At 62.1% G+C, this 17,441-nt stretch carries 27 protein-coding genes; 2 read left to right on the top strand and 25 right to left on the bottom strand.

Going from position 1 to position 17,441, the window contains the following annotated elements:
* Nucleotides 1-86 precede the first annotated feature (86 nt).
* Nucleotides 87-1,100: a zinc-binding alcohol dehydrogenase family protein gene (locus tag B5526_RS33140; RefSeq protein ID WP_079545760.1), complete on the top strand. Its 1,014-nt coding sequence runs from the start codon at nucleotides 87-89 to the stop codon at nucleotides 1,098-1,100.
* 67 nt (nucleotides 1,101-1,167) lie between these two features.
* Here B5526_RS33140 and B5526_RS33135 read toward each other — a convergent pair whose 3' ends face one another.
* The gene (locus B5526_RS33135) at nucleotides 1,168-1,464 is read right to left on the bottom strand and encodes a DUF1330 domain-containing protein (protein ID WP_079543895.1); all 297 of its coding nucleotides are present in this window, start codon (nucleotides 1,462-1,464) and stop codon (nucleotides 1,168-1,170) included.
* Between the two features lie 8 nt (nucleotides 1,465-1,472).
* Complete coding sequence (locus B5526_RS33130) at nucleotides 1,473-2,267, bottom strand: SDR family NAD(P)-dependent oxidoreductase (RefSeq protein WP_079543894.1); 795 nt, start codon at nucleotides 2,265-2,267, stop codon at nucleotides 1,473-1,475.
* A 259-nt stretch (nucleotides 2,268-2,526) separates the two neighbouring features.
* On the opposite strand from B5526_RS33130, the gene B5526_RS33125 reads away from it, so the two are divergent.
* The gene (locus tag B5526_RS33125; RefSeq protein ID WP_154071573.1) at nucleotides 2,527-4,482 is read left to right on the top strand and encodes a leucine-rich repeat domain-containing protein; all 1,956 of its coding nucleotides are present in this window, start codon (nucleotides 2,527-2,529) and stop codon (nucleotides 4,480-4,482) included.
* 98 nt (nucleotides 4,483-4,580) lie between these two features.
* Here B5526_RS33125 and rplQ read toward each other — a convergent pair whose 3' ends face one another.
* The 23 genes from rplQ to rplB form a co-directional block, all read right to left on the bottom strand.
* Entirely contained in the window at nucleotides 4,581-4,997 is a 417-nt protein-coding gene (rplQ, locus tag B5526_RS33120) for a 50S ribosomal protein L17 (RefSeq protein ID WP_079543892.1), read from the bottom strand.
* 179 nt (nucleotides 4,998-5,176) lie between these two features.
* Complete coding sequence (locus tag B5526_RS33115) at nucleotides 5,177-6,196, bottom strand: DNA-directed RNA polymerase subunit alpha (RefSeq protein WP_079543891.1); 1,020 nt, start codon at nucleotides 6,194-6,196, stop codon at nucleotides 5,177-5,179.
* Between the two features lie 130 nt (nucleotides 6,197-6,326).
* Nucleotides 6,327-6,716 carry a 30S ribosomal protein S11 gene (gene rpsK, locus B5526_RS33110; RefSeq protein WP_006021048.1) on the bottom strand — a complete coding sequence of 130 codons (390 nt, stop codon included), beginning with the start codon at nucleotides 6,714-6,716 and terminating at the stop codon, nucleotides 6,327-6,329.
* A gap of 128 nt (nucleotides 6,717-6,844) precedes the next feature.
* On the bottom strand, nucleotides 6,845-7,213 hold the full coding sequence (gene rpsM / locus B5526_RS33105; protein ID WP_079543890.1) for a 30S ribosomal protein S13: 369 nt from the start codon (nucleotides 7,211-7,213) through the stop codon (nucleotides 6,845-6,847).
* Nucleotides 7,214-7,397: 184 nt separating this feature from the next.
* Nucleotides 7,398-8,264 (bottom strand): adenylate kinase, encoded by an 867-nt coding sequence (locus tag B5526_RS33100; RefSeq protein WP_079543889.1) that lies wholly within the window; start codon nucleotides 8,262-8,264, stop codon nucleotides 7,398-7,400.
* 126 nt (nucleotides 8,265-8,390) lie between these two features.
* A complete protein-coding gene (secY, locus tag B5526_RS33095; protein WP_079543888.1) occupies nucleotides 8,391-9,722 on the bottom strand; it encodes a preprotein translocase subunit SecY in 1,332 nt (443 codons plus the stop codon).
* Nucleotides 9,723-9,873: 151 nt separating this feature from the next.
* Nucleotides 9,874-10,362: a 50S ribosomal protein L15 gene (gene rplO / locus B5526_RS33090; protein ID WP_079543887.1), complete on the bottom strand. Its 489-nt coding sequence runs from the start codon at nucleotides 10,360-10,362 to the stop codon at nucleotides 9,874-9,876.
* 72 nt (nucleotides 10,363-10,434) lie between these two features.
* A complete protein-coding gene (gene rpmD / locus B5526_RS33085; protein WP_079545758.1) occupies nucleotides 10,435-10,629 on the bottom strand; it encodes a 50S ribosomal protein L30 in 195 nt (64 codons plus the stop codon).
* Between the two features lie 36 nt (nucleotides 10,630-10,665).
* Nucleotides 10,666-11,238 (bottom strand): 30S ribosomal protein S5, encoded by a 573-nt coding sequence (rpsE, locus tag B5526_RS33080; RefSeq protein ID WP_079543886.1) that lies wholly within the window; start codon nucleotides 11,236-11,238, stop codon nucleotides 10,666-10,668.
* A 38-nt stretch (nucleotides 11,239-11,276) separates the two neighbouring features.
* Nucleotides 11,277-11,639 (bottom strand): 50S ribosomal protein L18, encoded by a 363-nt coding sequence (gene rplR, locus B5526_RS33075; protein WP_079543885.1) that lies wholly within the window; start codon nucleotides 11,637-11,639, stop codon nucleotides 11,277-11,279.
* 11 nt (nucleotides 11,640-11,650) lie between these two features.
* Nucleotides 11,651-12,184 carry a 50S ribosomal protein L6 gene (gene rplF, locus B5526_RS33070; RefSeq protein ID WP_079543884.1) on the bottom strand — a complete coding sequence of 178 codons (534 nt, stop codon included), beginning with the start codon at nucleotides 12,182-12,184 and terminating at the stop codon, nucleotides 11,651-11,653.
* Nucleotides 12,185-12,199: 15 nt separating this feature from the next.
* Nucleotides 12,200-12,598 (bottom strand): 30S ribosomal protein S8, encoded by a 399-nt coding sequence (gene rpsH / locus B5526_RS33065; protein WP_079543883.1) that lies wholly within the window; start codon nucleotides 12,596-12,598, stop codon nucleotides 12,200-12,202.
* A gap of 13 nt (nucleotides 12,599-12,611) precedes the next feature.
* Entirely contained in the window at nucleotides 12,612-12,917 is a 306-nt protein-coding gene (rpsN, locus tag B5526_RS33060; RefSeq protein ID WP_079543882.1) for a 30S ribosomal protein S14, read from the bottom strand.
* Nucleotides 12,918-12,960: 43 nt separating this feature from the next.
* Complete coding sequence (rplE, locus tag B5526_RS33055) at nucleotides 12,961-13,518, bottom strand: 50S ribosomal protein L5 (protein ID WP_079543881.1); 558 nt, start codon at nucleotides 13,516-13,518, stop codon at nucleotides 12,961-12,963.
* Complete coding sequence (rplX, locus tag B5526_RS33050; RefSeq protein WP_079543880.1) at nucleotides 13,511-13,825, bottom strand: 50S ribosomal protein L24; 315 nt, start codon at nucleotides 13,823-13,825, stop codon at nucleotides 13,511-13,513. Before rplX ends, rplE begins: the two co-directional genes overlap by 8 nt.
* Nucleotides 13,825-14,193, bottom strand: a complete 369-nt coding sequence (gene rplN, locus B5526_RS33045; protein ID WP_011473865.1) for a 50S ribosomal protein L14 — start codon at nucleotides 14,191-14,193, stop codon at nucleotides 13,825-13,827. The genes rplX and rplN overlap by 1 nt, the downstream gene beginning before the upstream one ends.
* Nucleotides 14,194-14,274: 81 nt before the next feature.
* Nucleotides 14,275-14,520 (bottom strand): 30S ribosomal protein S17, encoded by a 246-nt coding sequence (gene rpsQ, locus B5526_RS33040; protein ID WP_079543879.1) that lies wholly within the window; start codon nucleotides 14,518-14,520, stop codon nucleotides 14,275-14,277.
* An 11-nt stretch (nucleotides 14,521-14,531) separates the two neighbouring features.
* A complete protein-coding gene (gene rpmC, locus B5526_RS33035) occupies nucleotides 14,532-14,738 on the bottom strand; it encodes a 50S ribosomal protein L29 (RefSeq protein ID WP_029584556.1) in 207 nt (68 codons plus the stop codon).
* Nucleotides 14,739-14,748: 10 nt separating this feature from the next.
* Nucleotides 14,749-15,162, bottom strand: a complete 414-nt coding sequence (rplP, locus tag B5526_RS33030) for a 50S ribosomal protein L16 (RefSeq protein WP_079543878.1) — start codon at nucleotides 15,160-15,162, stop codon at nucleotides 14,749-14,751.
* 37 nt (nucleotides 15,163-15,199) lie between these two features.
* A complete protein-coding gene (gene rpsC / locus B5526_RS33025; RefSeq protein WP_079543877.1) occupies nucleotides 15,200-15,898 on the bottom strand; it encodes a 30S ribosomal protein S3 in 699 nt (232 codons plus the stop codon).
* Between the two features lie 20 nt (nucleotides 15,899-15,918).
* Nucleotides 15,919-16,299 carry a 50S ribosomal protein L22 gene (gene rplV / locus B5526_RS33020; RefSeq protein WP_079543876.1) on the bottom strand — a complete coding sequence of 127 codons (381 nt, stop codon included), beginning with the start codon at nucleotides 16,297-16,299 and terminating at the stop codon, nucleotides 15,919-15,921.
* A gap of 11 nt (nucleotides 16,300-16,310) precedes the next feature.
* Nucleotides 16,311-16,589 carry a 30S ribosomal protein S19 gene (gene rpsS / locus B5526_RS33015; RefSeq protein ID WP_027536815.1) on the bottom strand — a complete coding sequence of 93 codons (279 nt, stop codon included), beginning with the start codon at nucleotides 16,587-16,589 and terminating at the stop codon, nucleotides 16,311-16,313.
* A gap of 12 nt (nucleotides 16,590-16,601) precedes the next feature.
* On the bottom strand, nucleotides 16,602-17,435 hold the full coding sequence (rplB, locus tag B5526_RS33010; protein WP_079543875.1) for a 50S ribosomal protein L2: 834 nt from the start codon (nucleotides 17,433-17,435) through the stop codon (nucleotides 16,602-16,604).
* Between the last annotated feature and the right edge of the window lie 6 nt (nucleotides 17,436-17,441).

Raw genomic sequence — 17,441 nt, 5'->3', positions numbered from 1 at the left:
ATCCCCAGATATACAGTACTTGCCAAAATTGTGCTAGGGCGACAATTAGGCTGGGAATGATCGCTGCCATCAAGGAGACAACGGACATGAAAGCCGTAGGCTACAAAAAATCACTACCGATTGATGCTACGGATGCACTGATCGATTTCGAGACCGCAAAACCGGAGCCGAAGGGGCGCGACATCCGTGTCACGGTGAAGGCGGTCTCCGTCAATCCGGTCGATTACAAGGTGCGAAAACGCGCCACGCCGCCGGAAGGTGAGACCAAGATTTTGGGCTATGACGCGGCCGGCGTCGTCGACGCCATCGGCCCCGAGGTCTCGCTTTTCAAGCCCGGCGATGAAGTCTTCTATGCCGGCTCGATCCAGCGGCAAGGCACCAACTCCGAATTGCATCTGGTGGATGAGCGCATCGCCGGCCGCAAGCCGAAGACGCTTTCGTTCGCGCAAGCCGCAGCCCTTCCCCTCACCTCGATCACCGCCTGGGAATTGCTGTTCGACCGCCTGGGTGCCGTGCCCGGCAAAAGTCTTGATCCGCGCACGCTGCTGATCATCGGCGGCGCCGGCGGCGTCGGCTCGATCCTGATCCAGATCGCCCGCCGCCTCACTGGACTTACCGTCCTAGCCACGGCGTCGCGGCCGGAATCCCAAAAATGGTGCCTCGATCTCGGCGCCCACGCCGTGATCGACCACGCCAAGCCGATGAAGGAGCAGATCGAGAAGCTGAAATTGCCGCCGGTTGGCTTGATCGCGAGCCTCACCAGCACCGACCAGCATTACAAGGCGCTGGCCGACATCATCGCGCCGCAGGGCAAATTCGGATTGATCGACGATCCCCCGGAATTCAACGTCAGCGTCTTCAAGGGCAAGGCGGTCTCGGTCCACTGGGAATCGATGTTCACGCGAAGCTCGTTCCAGACATCGGACATGATCGCGCAGCATCATCTGCTCAACGACGTCGCCGACCTCATCGACAAGGGCGTGCTGCGCACCACGCTCGATCAGACCTTTGGAACGATCAATGCAGCGAACCTGAAGCGCGCGCATGCGCTGCTGGAAAGCGGCAAGTCGCGCGGCAAGATCGTGCTGGAGGGATGGTAGAGACCGTCATTGCGAGCCACCGGGCGGCGCTTTGCGCCGACCCGTTGGCTCGCAATAACCGGGGCGCTCAAGCCACCGGCACGCCCTCAACAAAGATCAAACGGCGGTCGAGCGCCGTCCGCCGCACCTTTAATGCTTCGGCGTATTCCGGCGAGGCGTACCATTCGCGCAAGCGTTCCATCGAGGGAAACTCGACCACGACGATGCTCTTCACCGGCGGGCCGCCCTCCGCAACGCTGGCGGCGCCGTTGCGGACCAGATAGCGGCCGCCATATTGCGCGATCGATTTGGCCGCAATGGTGCGGTAAGTCTCGATCCCTGCGGGATCGCGCACCTCGAGTTCGGAAATCACATAGGCCGCCATCTGACCCCTCACGCAATGGTCTGGATGATGCCGCCCTCGGCGCGAAGTGCGGCGCCATTGGTCGCCGCCGCCTCTTTCGAGGCGACATAGACCACCATGTTGGCGATCTCCTCGACGGTTGCAAACCGCTGCAGCAGCGAGGTCGGGCGCTGTTGCTGGAAGAACTGCCTGGTCGCCTGCTCCACCGACACGCCGTTGTGTTTCGCGATATCCTTGATGAAAGTCTCGACGCCCTCCGACATGGTCGGGCCCGGCAGCACCGAATTGACGGTCACGGCAGTGCCTTTTGTCATCTCGGCAAGCCCGCGCGATACCGCAAGCTGCGCGGTTTTGGTGGTGCCGTAGTGGATCATTTCCTTCGGAATATTCAGCGCGGACTCCGACGAGATGAAGACGATGCGGCCCCAATTGCGCTTCAGCATGCCCGGGAAATAAGCCCGCGACAGCCGCACGCCCGACATCACATTGACGTCGAAGAAGCGGCTCCAGTCCTCGTCGGGAATCTCGAAAAATGCCTTCGGCTCGAAGATGCCGGCATTGTTGATCAGGATGTCCACCTCACCCTGCGCCGCGACCAGTGCCTTGCACCCGGCTGCGGTTGAAACATCGGCGGCGACGCCCCGGACCTTGGCCCCAGGCACCACCTTGCCAATGGCCGCGACCGCGGCGTCGACCTTGGCTTGCGCGCGGCCGTTGACCACGACTTCAGCGCCGGCGGCCGCCAACCCCTTGGCGGCGGCATGACCGATGCCGGACGTGGAACCCGTCACCAGCGCGGTTTTTCCCGAAAGATCGATCTTCATGAGCCATCTCCATCCGTGGAGGACTAGATATCGGGAGCTGCGCGCGCGAGTGCAATCGCCGGTCGCCACGGGGTGATTGCCCAATAAGAAAGCGGCGCACATGGCGCGGCTCCTTTGCGGCGTTCGCCGGGAGGACACCCGTTGATTTCAAGACAAAAATTTTGGGAATACGGGCGTTGAACGGGAGTTGATCCCGATGACTCTAATTGCGGGGTGCCGTTCCAGGCACCAGGCCATGTCGTCGCTAGCATCGGGAGGCATGAGTTTGGCTGAATATCTCCTGTCCATGGCGGACGCGTTCCAGCGTTTCATGCCCGGCGTGAAGGACATCGCGTCCCGCACGATGACCTATTCTCAGATGGACGAGTACAAGGCCGGCGTCGTCGAAGGCGATCTCGGCGTCACACAAGAAGGTCTCGTGCTGACCAACGAGTTGGTACCTGCATTCAAGGATGCTCGGCTCGGCGCCCTGTTCATTACGGGCTCGCTGCTTGCCCCCAACGCCACGCTTGCCGAGCCCGATATCGACTGGTCGCCGCTGTTGAAGGTGAAAGGCAACGTCGTTGCGAAAAATCTCTGCCTTGGCGGCAGCGCGTCCGAGATCGACGGCGACGTCACGGTCACCGGCGTGCTGATGGGCTATTATAACCACGGCCAGATGCGAATTCGCGGCAAGACGCGCGCCCTGCTGGTGCTGGTTTCCGATTATGAGTTCATCTTCGATGGTCCTGTGGAGCGAAAATACGTCGCGAGCTCGGCCGGACGGCTCAACATTCCCGTCGACTACGATAACGACCGCCTCGACCTCATTCTGGCGCCCGAAGTCATCGACGAAACCAACTCCGTGCATGATGGCGTCGTCCTCGATCGGTTGAAGCGGAATTTGCCCATTCTTCGTCCCGAGGGCGAGATCGGCACGCCGGCGCCGCCGAGGCTCTCCGACATGGGAGCCGCGCGTCTCGCCGAACTGCGCGCCCGCAAGGAGCGCGGCGAGCCGATCGAGAAAGTAAGTCTCGCCAAATGCGAACTCCGTTTCGTTCCCGAACAGTTGCGCGGGTTCAGCGGCGCGCGCGAACTGGTGCTTTCGGGCAACCGGGTGAAGCAATTGCCATCCTGGATCGGAGACTTCGAAGCGTTGGAGACGCTGGGCCTGGAAGACTGCGGCCTTGACACCCTGCCCCGCGAGATCGCCGGGCTGCCGCGCCTTCGCAAGCTGGAACTGACCGACAATCCGATCACTTCGCTGCCGTTCGGTCCCGACAGCTTCCGCTCGGTCGAAATCCTGACCATCGGCGAGGGCTATTTCAACGGTTCGGCGGTTTTCACCGCCAATCTCGATCTGTCGCAGTTCCCGTGGCTGCGGGTCCTCCAACAGCACTACGACATCAATACCATCGAGGAGCTTGAGTATCACGACAGCGACGAGTATTGGGACAACCCGCATTTGGAGATACTGGATATCAGTTGGCCGGCGCTGAAGCACGGGATTCCGGCCGGCCTGTTGCGCGCCCGCAACCTGCGGGCCCTGGCGACGCGGGTGAACGCTGCCCAGCTCGGTTCGGTGCTGTGGCGTCTGCCGTCTTTCGAGCGGCTCGAATATTTGGCCATCGGCTACACCGATCTCAGCCGCGCGCAACTCGCCCGGCTCCACGACGGGCTGCCGCGCGCATTCATCAGCTGCGAATATATCGACGGCAAGGGCGACACCGACTTTTCCGAATCGGAGAAGCTTTGGGCCGTGGAGACAAGCCTCGATAAACGGCGCTTCACCGAGGCGCTTGCGGCGCTCGACGACATGGTATCTTCGCTCAACCTGCGCCGTCCCCTGATGCCACTGAAGCCGCATGCCAGGCTGATGGCGCTTTCGGTCAAAGTTCGCCGGGTCGCGGCCGAGGAGGAGCAGGATCGCCCTCGCCGGGAAGCGATGGCTGAGGCGGCGCTCAAATGGGCCGATCGCGTGTTATCGGTTCTGCCGACGAACGCGGAAGCGTGCTGGTATCTCGACTATCACCAGCTTTGGCTGGTTCGCCTGCAATGCCTATATGGCCGAGCGACGGGCTTCACGCTACGCGCGGTGCCCGACGCCCCCGCCGCGAACGCAGCCCTGGATCTGGCCCAAAGCGAGCTCGACCGGTTCCTGCTCCCGGTCAATCCCGACTGGCACGCCACCGAGAGCGCGGTAGTCCGCACACTTCGCATCCGGATACCAGGCTGACCAAGTTTACCCGCATTCGCGCGACCCGTTGTGCCTTGCTCACCCTACAAAAAAGCGGCGCCTGAAGCGCCGCTTTTGCAACCGATATCGGGGAAGGCTTACGCCGCTTCCGCGGCCTTTTCCTGCTCGGGGCCGGAATCCAGGCCCTTGGCGTCGACATCGCGGTCGACGAATTCGATCACGGCCATCGGGGCGTTGTCGCCGTAGCGGAAGCCGGCCTTGATGATGCGGGTATAGCCGCCCTGGCGGTCCTTGTAACGCACCGCCAGCACGTCGAACAATTTCTTGGTCTGGTCGAGATCGCGCATCTCGGAGATCGCCTGCCGGCGCATCGAAAGGCCGCCCTTCTTGCCGAGCGTGACCAGCTTCTCCACGATCGGGCGCAGTTCCTTGGCCTTCGGCAGCGTGGTGACGATCTGCTCATGCTTGATCAGCGCCGCGCACATATTGGCGAACATCGCACGCCGATGCTCGGCGGTGCGGTTGAGCTTCCGATGAACCTTGCCGTGACGCATGGTATATTCCTCAATACTTGTCTGTCGCGACGGCTCGTCGGACAATTTGCTCAGGTGGGCCGCCTGCGTTCGCCCCAGTCATTCCGGACGTCGCGAAGCGGCGATCCGGAATCTCGAGATTCCCAGCTGCGCAATTGCGCAGCATAGTTCGCGCTCACGCGCGCCCCGGAATGACGAAATCAATAGTGATCTTCGAAGCGCTTGGCGAGCTCGTCGATATTCTCCGGCGGCCAGCCCGGCACTTCCATGCCGAGATGCAGACCCATCTGGGCCAGCACTTCCTTGATCTCGTTCAGCGACTTGCGGCCGAAGTTCGGGGTACGGAGCATTTCCGCTTCCGACTTCTGCACGAGGTCGCCGATATAGACGATGTTGTCGTTCTTCAGGCAGTTCGCCGAGCGTACCGACAGTTCGAGCTCGTCGACCTTCTTGAGGAACGCCGGATTGAAGGCGAGATCGGGAATGATCTCCTGCGCCACTTCCTTGCGCGGCTCTTCGAAGTTGACGAACACGTTGAGCTGATCCTGCAGGATGCGCGCGGCATAGGCCACCGCGTCATCAGGGGTGATCGCGCCGTTGGTCTCGATCGTCATGGTCAGCTTGTCGTAGTCGAGGATCTGGCCCTCGCGGGTGTTCTCGACCTTGTAGGAGACCTTGCGGACCGGCGAGAACAGGCTGTCGACCGGGATCAGGCCGATCGGGGCGTCCTCGGGCCGGTTGCGCTCGGCGGCGACATAGCCCTTGCCGGCGGCGACCGTGAATTCCATGCGGATTTCCGCGCCCTCGTCCAGCGTGCAGATCTGCAGTTCCGGATTGAGCACCACGACATCGCCGACGGTCTGAATGTCGCCGGCGGTGACGACGCCCGGGCCCTGCTTCTTCACGACCATGCGCTTGGGGCCTTCGCCCTGCATCTTGATCGAGATGTCCTTGATGTTGAGCACGATGTCGGTGACGTCCTCGCGAACACCCGCGATCGAGGAGAATTCGTGCAGCACGCCGTCGATGTGCACCGACTGCACCGCGGCGCCCTGCAGCGAGGACAACAGGATGCGGCGCAGCGCATTGCCGAGCGTCTGGCCGAAGCCGCGCTCGAGCGGCTCGGCGACCAGGGTCGCAAAACGGTTCGCGTCAGAGCCTGGGGTCACCTGAAGCTTGTTCGGGCGGATAAGTTCTTGCCAATTTTTCTGGATCGTCACTGTTTTTCACCCATACCGGCCAGTCCATTCGCATCTGAATTGCTGGCGTTGGAGACCTGCGGATCAGTCCGCAGCTTGCAAAATCTTTCAAAACGTTTTGCGGGCAGCAAAGCCGCCCGCCATGTGTATTTCAAACCCGCCGCCGCTTGCGCGGACGGCAACCATTATGCGGGATCGTGGTCACGTCGCGGATCGAGGTGACGGTGAAGCCCGCGGCCTGCAGCGCGCGAAGCGCCGATTCGCGGCCCGAACCGGGGCCGGCCACTTCCACTTCCAGCGTGCGCATGCCGTGTTCCTGCGCCTTCTTGGAAACGTCTTCGGCCGCGACCTGCGCGGCATAGGGGGTCGATTTGCGCGAACCCTTGAAACCCATGGTTCCGGCCGACGACCAGGCAATGGTGTTGCCCTGCGCGTCGGTGATGGTGATAGTCGTGTTGTTGAACGACGAATTCACGTGCGCGATGCCGGAGGCGATGTTCTTGCGCTCACGGCGGCGAACGCGGGTGGCTTCCTTACCCATTCCAAAACCTTTCCAAAGATCTCAACGCCGCCGTAATGCCAGCGGCTACACCTGTGATGCGAATTGTGAGTGGCGAATGGCGAATAGGATCAATTCCTACTCGCCATTCGCCATTCGCTACTCGCCAATTACTTTTTCTTCCCGGCGATCGACTTGGCCGGACCCTTGCGCGTACGCGCGTTGGTATGGGTGCGCTGACCGCGCACAGGCAATCCGCGGCGATGCCGCAGGCCGCGATAGCAGCCGAGATCCATCAGCCGCTTAATGTTCATGCCGGTCTCGCGGCGAAGGTCGCCCTCGACCAGATAGTCGCGGTCGATCACTTCGCGGATCTGCAGCACTTCCTGATCGCTCAACTGCGAGACGCGGCGATCTTCGGGAATCTTCACCTTCTCCATGATCTCGGCGGCGTTCTTCTGGCCGATGCCATGGATATATTGGAGCGCGATCAGAACGCGCTTGTTGGTCGGGATATTCACGCCGGCAATACGGGCCACGGACTTCTCTCCTGTCGCCAATCTCATTAAAGACCGGCAGTGTTTTCGCTAATTCGGGCAGGTGTCCGCAAACGCGAACACGACGCCCTCCCCTTCGATATCTTGGGGCCCGGCATCGTCTGAAAACTATCCGACTTGGATACGGGGCTTATTAAAGGATTCAACTTGGTTTCGTCAACCGCCTCTATGCTTTAGCTCGCTTTTTCGTGACCTTTTTAGCAGCAGCCCCCACCTTACCAGCGCCACGCGCCTTGGAACCCGCGGCAGCCTTGCGAACTGGTTTTTTCCCGCCTCTCAAGGCCGTTTTGGCGGCCTTCAGGGAAGTCTTGGCGGCTTTCGGAGTGGGTTTGGCGGCCTTGGCCGCGGATTTGGCCGTGCTCCCGGCAGCCTTCCTGGCGCCTTTTGCGGCCGGCTTGGCCATCGCCCGCTTCCTGGCAGCCTTCTCAGAGGCCTTGATATCCACGGCCCCGATCGCGGCTAGGATTCGGTTAATTTCCCGCGTCACGTGTTCGATGGTCATCATGCCATCGACGGTCAAAAGCTTGCGGCGCTCCGAATAATAGTGAATCAGCGGCTCGGTCTGCGAACGGTAGCTTGCGAGCCGCTTGGTCAGCACCTCCGGGGTGTCGTCGATGCGGACTTCCTCACCGCGCGCCCGCGTCTCTGCGGCCCGGGTTTCGACCCGCTGCAGCAGCGCGCTTTCGTTGACGCGAAGCTCGATCACGGCGTCGAGCTTCATGTGCTTTTTCTTCAAGAGCTCATCGAGCGCCTCGGCCTGCGGCACCGTGCGCGGAAAGCCGTCGAGGATGAAACCTTTCGCCGCGTCCGGCTGGTCGAGGCGATCCGAAATGATGCCGATCACGATGTCGTCGGGAACGAGGCCCCCGCTCGCCATGATGTCCTTGGCCTTCAGCCCGACCGGGGTCTGCGCCGCCACCGCCGCGCGCAGCATTTCACCGGTCGAGAGCTGGATAATGCCGTGACGCTGAACGAGCCGCTGCGCCTGGGTTCCCTTGCCCGATCCGGGCGGCCCGAGAAGAATCAGTCTCATCCTTGTTCGCCCCCCGGCCCGGTGAGCGATTGATCGCGCACCTGCAATTCAAAACCCACCACCAGCGCCAACCACAATCAGCGCCGAGCGCGGATAGCGAAAGCGATGCAACGCGTTAGTTAAGCGTCAGCGGCGACGCCCCCGCAACTTCGACTTCCTGATCAGCCCCTCATATTGATGGGCGAGCAGATACCCCTGAACCTGCGCCACGGTATCCATGGTCACGCTGACCACGATCAACAGCGAGGTCCCGCCAAAGTAGAACGGCACCGCAGCGTAAGAAATAAGAATTTCGGGGATCAGGCAGACGATCGCAAGGTAGATCGCGCCCAACACCGTGATCCGCGACAGCACGTAATCGATGTATTCGGCGGTGCGCTCGCCGGGGCGGATGCCCGGAATGAAACCGCCATGCTTCTTGAGATTGTCGGCGGTCTCGGTCGGGTTGAACACGATCGCGGTATAGAAGAACGCGAAGAACACGATCAGCGCCAAATAAAGGATCAAAAACAGCGGGCGGCCGTGGCCGAGCTGGGTAGTGATCCATTGAAACCATTCCGGGCCCCGGCCGGCGTTGAAGTTCGCAACCGTGGTCGGCAGCAGCAACAGCGAGGACGCGAAGATCGGGGGAATCACGCCCGAGGTGTTCAGTTTCAGCGGCAGATGCGAGGACTGGCCCTCGAACATCTTGTTGCCGACTTGGCGCTTCGGATACTGGATCAGAAGCCGCCGCTGCGCGCGCTCCATGAACACGATGAAGGCGATCACTCCGACCGCCATGATGATCACGATCAGGATCAAGCCGGTCGACAGCGCGCCCTGGCGGCCGAGTTCCAGCATGTTGGCGAGCGCGGAAGGCAACTCCGCGACGATGCCGGAGAGGATGATCAGCGAAATGCCGTTGCCGATGCCGCGCGAGGTGATCTGCTCGCCCAGCCACATCAGGAACATGGTGCCGCCGGTCAGCGTGATCGCCGTCGACATGCGGAAGAACATGCCGGGATCGCTGACGACATTGCCGGCGCCCTCTAGTCCCACCGCGATGCCGTAGGACTGGAACGCGGCCAGCAGCACCGTCAGATAGCGGGTGTATTGATTGAGCGTCTTGCGGCCGGCCTCGCCTTCCTTCTTCAGGGCCTCGAGCTGCGAGGACACCGTGGTCAGGAGCTGGATGATGATCGAGGCCGAGATATACGGCATGATGTTCAGCGCGAAGATCGCCATGCGGTGAATGCCGCCGCCGGCGAACATGTTGAACATGCCCAAAATGCCGCCGGCCTGCGATTTGAACACCTGTTCCCAGATGGTCGGGTCGATGCCGGGCAGCGGAATGTAGGTACCGAGCCGATAAACGAGCAGCGCACCCAGGGTGAACCAGATGCGCTTTTTCAGTTCGTCGGCTTTCGCGAGCGCGCCGAAATTGAGATTTGCCGCCAGTTGTTCCGCTGCTGAGACCATGTTTGGCTTTCTCCCGCGCTGCTTACGCTGTCATGCCCTGAGATAGGTGGGAATTTGCGCAGACGCCGGTCATTATTTGGTGCTCGGCTTCGATAAGTCCATCGTTTCGTGGTGCCGATTGCCCGCTTTCGGCCGGGCAATGACGCAGATGTTACGCCGCCTCGCCTTCGTCCTTCTCAACCGGCGCCAGGATTTTCACCGTGCCGCCGGCCTTCTCGACCGCCGCGATGGCGGATTTCGAGGCGCCGTGCACCTCGATATTCAACTTCGCCTTCAGCTCACCACGGCCGAGCAGCCGCACGCCGGCTTTGGCGCGGCGCAGCACTCGGGCCTTCACCAGCGATTCGGCGTTGATGGTTTCCTTGACGTCGATCAGCTTGGCGTCGATCGCCTGCTGGAGGCGGTCCAGATTGATCTCGGCGAACTCGACCCGGAAAATGTTGTTGAATCCGCGTTTGGGCAGCCGCCGATGGATCGGCATCTGGCCGCCCTCGAAACCCTTGATGCGCACGCCGGAACGCGCGGTCTGGCCCTTGCCGCCGCGGCCCGCAGTCTTGCCCTTGCCGGAGCCGATGCCACGGCCGACCCGCATGCGCTTCTTGCGCGAGCCGGCATTGTCGGCGATATCGCTGAGCTTCATCGTTGCCTTCCTTTATCCTGGCGCATGATCGCAACCGAAAGCGGCCTTCCGCTTTGCGGGATCATGCTCCCTCTATTTCTCGTCGACGATGCGGACGAGATGTTGAACCTTTGCGATCATGCCGCGAATCGCAGGCGTATCCTGCAATTCGGTGACCCGGCCGATCTTGTTGAGTTTCAGACCGATCAGCGTCTCGCGCTGCGAATGGTGGCGGCGGATCGCGCTGTGGGTCTGCTCGACCTTGATCATCTTTGCGGCCTTGGCCATCGTCATAACTCCGAAAAGCGCCTTGAGCGCGTATTGTTATTCCGCGACCACTTCGGCGTCGCCACCGACCCGGCGCGCCTGCAGCGTCGACACCTTGATATTGCGGCGCGCCGCAACCGAACGCGGCGAATCCTGATGCTTCAGCGCATCGAAAGTCGCGCGAACCATGTTGTAGGGGTTCGACGAACCGATCGACTTCGCCACCACGTCCTGGATGCCGAGCGTCTCGAACACCGCGCGCATCGGACCACCGGCGATGATGCCGGTACCCGCCGGCGCCGCCCGCAGATAAACCCGCCCGGCGCCGTGACGGCCGGCGATATCGTGATGCAGCGTGCGGCCTTCGCGCAGTGCGACGCGCGTCAGGTTGCGCTTCGCCGACTCCGTCGCCTTGCGGATCGCCTCGGGCACTTCGCGCGCCTTGCCGTGGCCGAAGCCGACCCGGCCCTTCTGGTCGCCGATCACGACGAGTGCCGCAAAGCCGAAGCGCTTGCCGCCCTTGACGACCTTCGCCACACGGTTGATGTGGACGAGCTTGTCGACGAACTCGCTGTCGCGTTCTTCCCGGCCGCCCCTGTGGCCGCCACCGCGTTCGCGTTCACCTGCCATGGTGTTTTCCGATCCTTAAAAGTATCCGTTCAATCCAGTTAGAAGCTCAATCCGCTTTCGCGCGCGGCATCCGCGAGCGCCTTGACGCGGCCGTGATAGAGATAGCCGCCGCGGTCGAACACGACTTCAGTGACGCCGTTCTTGACCGCGCGCTCCGCCAAGAGCTTGCCGACGGCTTTCGCCGCGGCGATGTTGGCGCCGGTGTTACCGGCCTCGCGCATCGCCTTCTCCAGCGAAGACGCCGACGCCAGCGTCTCGCCCTTGAGGTCGTCGATGACCTGGGCGTAGATGTGCTTCGACGAGCGGAACACCGAAAGCCGCGGGCGGCCGCTGGCGGTACGGCGCAACGACAACCTCACGCGTTGCTTGCGCCGGGCATTCGTAATTTTCAATCTCGACATGACCGGCTCCGTTACTTCTTCTTGCCTTCCTTGCGGAAGATAAACTCGTCGGCGTATTTCACGCCCTTGCCCTTGTAGGGCTCCGGCGGCCGGTAGCTGCGGATCTCGGCGGCGACCTGGCCGACGCGCTGGCTGTCATTGCCGGTGATGGTGATCTCGGTCGGCTTCGGCACCGTGATCGCGATGCCTTCCGGGATCGCATAGACGACGTCGTGGCTGTAGCCGAGCGCGAGCTGCAGGTTCTTGCCCTGCAGTGCTGCGCGATAACCGACACCGGTGATCTCGAGCTTCTTCTCGAAACCCTTGGTGACGCCGGCCACGAGGTTTGCGACCTGCGCGCGTGCGGTGCCGTACATCGCCTGCGCGCGGTTGGTCTTGACCCGCGGCGCAACCTTGATGACGCCGTTCTCGAACTTCACCTCGACGTCGTCATGGACGACGAACTGAAGCTGGCCCTTCGGCCCCTTCATCTTCACGGTCTGTCCTTCGACGGTCGCGGTAACGCCCGTTGGTACCGTCACAGGCCGCTTGCCAATACGTGACATGGCTAGAATCCTTCCTCAGAACACCGTGAAGAGAATTTCGCCGCCCACATTCGCTTCGCGCGCTTCGTGGTCAGCCATGATTCCCTTCGGTGTCGACAACACCGAAATGCCGAGACCGTTGTTCACCCGCGGCAGGTTCTTCACCGAGGCATAAACCCGCCGCCCCGGCTTCGATACCCGCTCGATCTCGCGAATCACCGGCTCGCCGTCGAAATATTTCAGCTCGATCTCAAGCTCGCTGCGGCCAGAAGCGTGCTCGACGCTGGCATAGCCGCGGATGTACCCTTCCGTCTTCAGCACTTCGAGCACATTGGCGCGCATTTTCGAGCCCGGGGTCGAGACCTTGGGCTTGGCGCGCATCTGCGCGTTGCGGATGCGGGTGATGAGATCGCTGATCGGATCGTGCGTTGACATGTGACGACCCTCCTTACCAGCTCGACTTCACGAGCCCGGGAACCAGGCCCTTGGAGCCGAGTTCACGCAGCGCGATCCGGCTGAGCTTGTTCTTGCGATAGATCGAGCGCGGCCGTCCGGTCATCTCGCAGCGGTTGCGGATGCGGGTGGTCGACGAATTGCGCGGCATTTCGGCAAGCTTCAGCGTCGCGGCGAACCGCTCTTCCATCGGCTTCTTCTTGTCGGCGATGATCGCCTTCAGCTTCGCGCGCTTTGGGGCGGCGTTCTTGGACATCCGCTTGCGCCGGTTGTTCTTCTCGATCGAACTCTTCTTTGCCATGCTTGGCTCCTGGGTTTCCGCGTTTGAGAGGCTTGTCAGCTACTCACTGCCGGAACGGGAAATTGAATGCGGTCAACAAGGCTCGCGCCTCGTCGTCGGTGCGCGCCGTGGTGCAAACGGTGACGTCCATGCCCCACGTCTCCCCCATCTTGTCGAAGTCGATTTCGGGGAAAATGATGTGCTCCTTGATACCGAGCGAGTAATTGCCGCGGCCGTCAAAACTCTTCGGGTTCAGCCCGCGGAAGTCGCGCACGCGCGGCAGCGCGACGTTCACCAGGCGATCGATGAACTCGTACATCTTGGCTTTGCGCAGCGTGACCTTGCAGCCGATCGGCTGGTTTTCACGCAGCTTGAAGGTCGCGATCGCGACGCGCGAATAGGTCACAACCGCCTTCTGGCCGGCGATCAGCGACAGGTCGGCGGCCGCCAGCTCGGCCTTCTTGCGGTCGTTGACGGCTTCGCCGACGCCCATGTTGAGCACGACCTTGTCGAGCCGCGGCACCTCCATGAGGTTGGCGTAGCCGAACTGTTCCGTCAGCTTGGTGCGGATGCTCTTGTCGTATTCCGCGCGCAGGCGCGGGGTGTATGCGGTCTCAGCCATCGATCTCTGCTCCCGAGCGTTTGGCAATACGTACCTTCTTGCCATCCGCATGAATCTTGAAACCCACCCGCGTCGGCTTGCCGTCCTTGCCGACGATCGCAATGTTGGACAAATGGATCGGCGACTCCTTGGAGATGATGCCGCCTTCCTGCGCCTGGGTCTGCTTCTGGTGGCGTTTCACCAGATTGATGCCGCGCACCAGCGCCCGGTTCTCGTCGGGACGCACTTCGAACACCTCGCCGGTGCGGCCCTTCTCGCGGCCGGACAAAACCACGACCTTGTCGCCCTTGCGGATCTTGGCAGCCATCACAGCACCTCCGGCGCAAGCGAGATGATCTTCATGTGGTTCTTGGCGCGCAGCTCGCGCGGCACCGGTCCGAAAATACGCGTGCCGACCGGCTCCGACTGGTTGTTGATCAACACGGCGGCGTTGCGGTCGAAGCGGATGACGGAACCGTCGGCGCGGCGGATGTCCTTGCGGACCCGCACCACCACGGCCTTCATCACGTCGCCCTTCTTGACCTTGCCGCGCGGGATCGCTTCCTTGATCGACACCACGATGACGTCGCCCACGGTGGCATAGCGGCGCTTGGAGCCCCCAAGCACCTTGATACACATGACACGGCGTGCGCCTGAATTATCGGCCACGTCGAGGTTGGTCTGCATCTGAATCATTGATGCACCTCGTCCTCTTTCTGATGCGCTAAGTCGCGCTTAAAATTTTCCTGCAGGTTGTTCAGCTAAGCTGAACAGACTTCAGGCAGTTTTCTGTTCGCCCCGGACCACGGTCCAGCGCTTCAACTTCGAGATCGGCTTGCTCTCCTCGATCCACACCATGTCGCCCGGCTTGAACTCGTTGTTCTCGTCGTGCGCGTGATAGTTTTTCGAGCGGCGGATCGTCTTCTTGTAGATCGGATGGGTGAAGCGGCGGTCCACCCGCACCACAACCGTCTTGGCCTGCTTGTCGCTGACGACCACGCCCTGAAGCGTACGTTTTGGCATTTTAAGGCCCCTTACTTCTTCTTCGCGCGCTGCTGCGCGGCGATGGTCTTGATACGGGCGATGTCGCGGCGCGCTTCACGCAGCCGCGAGGTGTTTTCCAGTTGCCCGGTGGCGCGCTGGAAGCGCAGGTTGAAACGTTCCTTCTTCAGATTGAGGACGGCATCGTCCATCTGATCGGGGCTCATCGCGCGGATATCGGCGGTTTTCATCTCGGCCATGATCACTTCCTCATTCCGCAATGCGCGCAACGAAGCGCGTCTTGATCGGCAGTTTGGCGGCCGCCAGCGACAGTGCTTCCTTCGCGGTCTGCACGGTGACGCCGTCGATCTCGAAGATCACCCGGCCCGGCTTGACGCGGGCCACCCACAATTCCGGCGTACCCTTGCCCGAGCCCATGCGCACTTCGGCGGGCTTCTTCGACACCGGGACATCCGGGAAAATCCGGATCCAGACGCGGCCGGCGCGCTTCATGTGACGGGTCAGCGCGCGGCGGGCGGCTTCGATCTGGCGCGCGGTGAGGCGCTCGGGCGCCATCGCCTTCAGCCCGAACTGGCCGAACGACAACGTCGCGCCCGAAGTCGCGGTGCCGTGAATGCGGCCCTTATGCGCCTTCCGGAACTTCGTTTTCTTTGGTTGCATCATGGCTTTGCGCCCTCAAACCTTCTCTATTGATCGCGCGTCAGGCGGCGTCGCGGCGCGGCCGCGCCGTGTCGCCTTCGGCCATCTTCTTGTCCTGGGCCATCGGATCGTGCTCGAGGATCTCGCCCTTGAAGATCCAGACCTTGACGCCGCAGGTGCCGAAGGTGGTGAACGCGGTCGCCACCCCGTAATCGATGTCGGCGCGCAGGGTATGCAGCGGCACGCGGCCTTCGCGATACCATTCCATCCGCGCGATTTCGGCACCGCCCAGACGGCCCGAGCAGTTGATACGGATGCCCTCGGCGCCAAGACGCATCGCCGACTGCACCGCGCGCTTCATGGCGCGGCGGAACGCGACGCGGCGCTCGAGTTGCTGGGCAATCGATTCGGCGACGAGCGTCGCGTCGAGCTCGGGCTTGCGGATTTCGACGATGTTGATGACGACGTCGGAAGCGGTGATATCGGCAACCTTCTTGCGCAGCTTGTCGATGTCGGCGCCCTTCTTGCCGATCACGACGCCCGGACGCGCCGAATGGATCGTCACCCGGCACTTCTTGTGCGGACGCTCGATCACGATCCGGGCGACCGCTGCCTGCTTGAGCTCCTTGTGCAGGATCTCGCGGATCTTGACATCCTCGTGCAGCAGCTTGCCGTATTCGTTCTTGCCGGCGAACCAACGGGAATCCCACGTCCGGTTGATGCCGAGACGCAAGCCAATTGGATTGATCTTCTGACCCATCGTATTCTCCCGCGCCCGATTTAAGCGCTCGCCTCGACCTGACGAACCACGATCGTCAGCTGCGAGAATGGTTTAAAGACACGGCCCGAGCGGCCACGGCCGCGCGGGGCGAAACGCTTCATGACGATGCCGTTGCCGACATGCGCTTCCGAGACGATCAGCTCGTCGACATCGAGATCGTGATTGTTCTCGGCGTTGGCGATCGCCGATTCGAGGCACTTTTTGACGTCGACCGCGATCCGCTTGCGCGAAAACTGCAGGTCGGCGAGCGCAGCCGAAGCCTTTCGGCCGCGGATCAATTGCGCCACCAGATTGAGCTTCTGCGGGCTCACCCGCAGCATCCGGGCGACCGCCTTGGCCTCGTTGTCCGGGAGGCTCCGTTCGCGCTTTGCTTTGCTCATCGCTTAGATCCTCAAGCCTTCTTGGCTTTCTTGTCGCCCGAATGGCCGTGGAAGGTCCGGGTCGGCGAGAACTCGCCGAACTTGTGACCGACCATTTCCTCGTTGACCGATACCGGCACGTGCTTCTGGCCGTTGTAGACGCCGAACACCAGGCCGACGAACTGCGGCAGGATGGTCGAGCGACGGCTCCAAATCTTGATCACGTCATGACGGCCGGACGCGCGCGCGGCATCTGCCTTCTTGAGCAGCGAGCCTTCGACGAACGGGCCTTTCCAGACTGAACGAACCATGTCCGGCGTTCCTTACTTCTTCCGCTTGTGGCGGCTGATGAGAATGAATCTGTTGGTCGACTTGTTGGAGCGGGTCTTCTTGCCCTTGGTGGGCTTGCCCCATGGCGTCACCGGATGACGGCCGCCGGAGGTGCGGCCTTCGCCGCCGCCATGCGGATGGTCGACCGGGTTCATGGAGACGCCGCGGTTATGCGGCTTGCGGCCGAGCCAGCGGTTGCGACCGGCCTTGCCGATCGAAATATTCATGTGATCCGGATTGGACACCGCACCGATGGTGCCGGTGCAGCGGCCGTGAACCAGGCGCTGCTCGCCCGAGTTCAAACGAACGATCACGTAGTCCTGGTCGCGGCCGACGATCTGGGCGTAGGTGCCGGCGGAACGGGCGAGCTGGCCGCCCTTGCCGATTTTCAATTCCACATTGTGGATGATGGTACCGATCGGCATGTTGCCGAGCGGCATGACGTTGCCCGGCTTCACGTCCACATGATTGCCGGCGATCACAGTGTCGCCGACGGCCAGACGTTGCGGGGCGAGGATATAGGCTTGGGTGCCGTCGGTATATTTGACCAGTGCAATAAAGGCGGTGCGGTTCGGATCGTATTCCAGACGCTCCACGGTCGCCGGCATGTCGATCTTGGTGCGCTTGAAATCGACGATGCGATAGGCCTGCTTGTGGCCGCCGCCGCGAAAGCGCACGACCATGCGGCCGGTGTTGTTGCGGCCGCCCGAGGACTGCTTGCCCTCGGTCAGCGCCTTGACCGGCTTGCCCTTGTAGAGCGCCGAACGATCGACCATCACCAGTTGGCGCTGGCCCGGCGTCGTGGGGTTGAATGTTTTCAATGCCATCGTCGT

The organism is Bradyrhizobium lablabi (assembly GCF_900141755.1).
Classification (GTDB): domain Bacteria; phylum Pseudomonadota; class Alphaproteobacteria; order Rhizobiales; family Xanthobacteraceae; genus Bradyrhizobium; species Bradyrhizobium lablabi_A.
This window is presented reverse-complemented; position numbering and strand designations above follow the sequence as displayed.

Excerpts from the sequence above, each read along its gene's own strand:
- B5526_RS33140 (WP_079545760.1), top strand. The coding sequence starts at position 87 with ATGAAAGCCGTAGGCTACAAAAAATCACTACCGATTGATGCTACGGAT.
- B5526_RS33135 (WP_079543895.1), bottom strand. The coding sequence starts at position 1,464 with ATGGCGGCCTATGTGATTTCCGAACTCGAGGTGCGCGATCCCGCAGGG.
- B5526_RS33130 (WP_079543894.1), bottom strand. The coding sequence starts at position 2,267 with ATGAAGATCGATCTTTCGGGAAAAACCGCGCTGGTGACGGGTTCCACG.
- B5526_RS33125 (WP_154071573.1), top strand. The coding sequence starts at position 2,527 with ATGAGTTTGGCTGAATATCTCCTGTCCATGGCGGACGCGTTCCAGCGT.
- rplQ (WP_079543892.1), bottom strand. The coding sequence starts at position 4,997 with ATGCGTCACGGCAAGGTTCATCGGAAGCTCAACCGCACCGCCGAGCAT.
- rpsK (WP_006021048.1), bottom strand. The coding sequence starts at position 6,716 with ATGGGTAAGGAAGCCACCCGCGTTCGCCGCCGTGAGCGCAAGAACATC.
- B5526_RS33100 (WP_079543889.1), bottom strand. The coding sequence starts at position 8,264 with ATGAGACTGATTCTTCTCGGGCCGCCCGGATCGGGCAAGGGAACCCAG.
- secY (WP_079543888.1), bottom strand. The coding sequence starts at position 9,722 with ATGGTCTCAGCAGCGGAACAACTGGCGGCAAATCTCAATTTCGGCGCG.
- rplO (WP_079543887.1), bottom strand. The coding sequence starts at position 10,362 with ATGAAGCTCAGCGATATCGCCGACAATGCCGGCTCGCGCAAGAAGCGC.
- rpmD (WP_079545758.1), bottom strand. The coding sequence starts at position 10,629 with ATGGCCAAGGCCGCAAAGATGATCAAGGTCGAGCAGACCCACAGCGCG.
- rpsE (WP_079543886.1), bottom strand. The coding sequence starts at position 11,238 with ATGGCAGGTGAACGCGAACGCGGTGGCGGCCACAGGGGCGGCCGGGAA.
- rplR (WP_079543885.1), bottom strand. The coding sequence starts at position 11,639 with ATGTCGAGATTGAAAATTACGAATGCCCGGCGCAAGCAACGCGTGAGG.
- rplF (WP_079543884.1), bottom strand. The coding sequence starts at position 12,184 with ATGTCACGTATTGGCAAGCGGCCTGTGACGGTACCAACGGGCGTTACC.
- rpsH (WP_079543883.1), bottom strand. The coding sequence starts at position 12,598 with ATGTCAACGCACGATCCGATCAGCGATCTCATCACCCGCATCCGCAAC.
- rpsN (WP_079543882.1), bottom strand. The coding sequence starts at position 12,917 with ATGGCAAAGAAGAGTTCGATCGAGAAGAACAACCGGCGCAAGCGGATG.
- rplE (WP_079543881.1), bottom strand. The coding sequence starts at position 13,518 with ATGGCTGAGACCGCATACACCCCGCGCCTGCGCGCGGAATACGACAAG.
- rplX (WP_079543880.1), bottom strand. The coding sequence starts at position 13,825 with ATGGCTGCCAAGATCCGCAAGGGCGACAAGGTCGTGGTTTTGTCCGGC.
- rplN (WP_011473865.1), bottom strand. The coding sequence starts at position 14,193 with ATGATTCAGATGCAGACCAACCTCGACGTGGCCGATAATTCAGGCGCA.
- rpsQ (WP_079543879.1), bottom strand. The coding sequence starts at position 14,520 with ATGCCAAAACGTACGCTTCAGGGCGTGGTCGTCAGCGACAAGCAGGCC.
- rpmC (WP_029584556.1), bottom strand. The coding sequence starts at position 14,738 with ATGGCCGAGATGAAAACCGCCGATATCCGCGCGATGAGCCCCGATCAG.
- rplP (WP_079543878.1), bottom strand. The coding sequence starts at position 15,162 with ATGATGCAACCAAAGAAAACGAAGTTCCGGAAGGCGCATAAGGGCCGC.
- rpsC (WP_079543877.1), bottom strand. The coding sequence starts at position 15,898 with ATGGGTCAGAAGATCAATCCAATTGGCTTGCGTCTCGGCATCAACCGG.
- rplV (WP_079543876.1), bottom strand. The coding sequence starts at position 16,299 with ATGAGCAAAGCAAAGCGCGAACGGAGCCTCCCGGACAACGAGGCCAAG.
- rpsS (WP_027536815.1), bottom strand. The coding sequence starts at position 16,589 with ATGGTTCGTTCAGTCTGGAAAGGCCCGTTCGTCGAAGGCTCGCTGCTC.
- rplB (WP_079543875.1), bottom strand. The coding sequence starts at position 17,435 with ATGGCATTGAAAACATTCAACCCCACGACGCCGGGCCAGCGCCAACTG.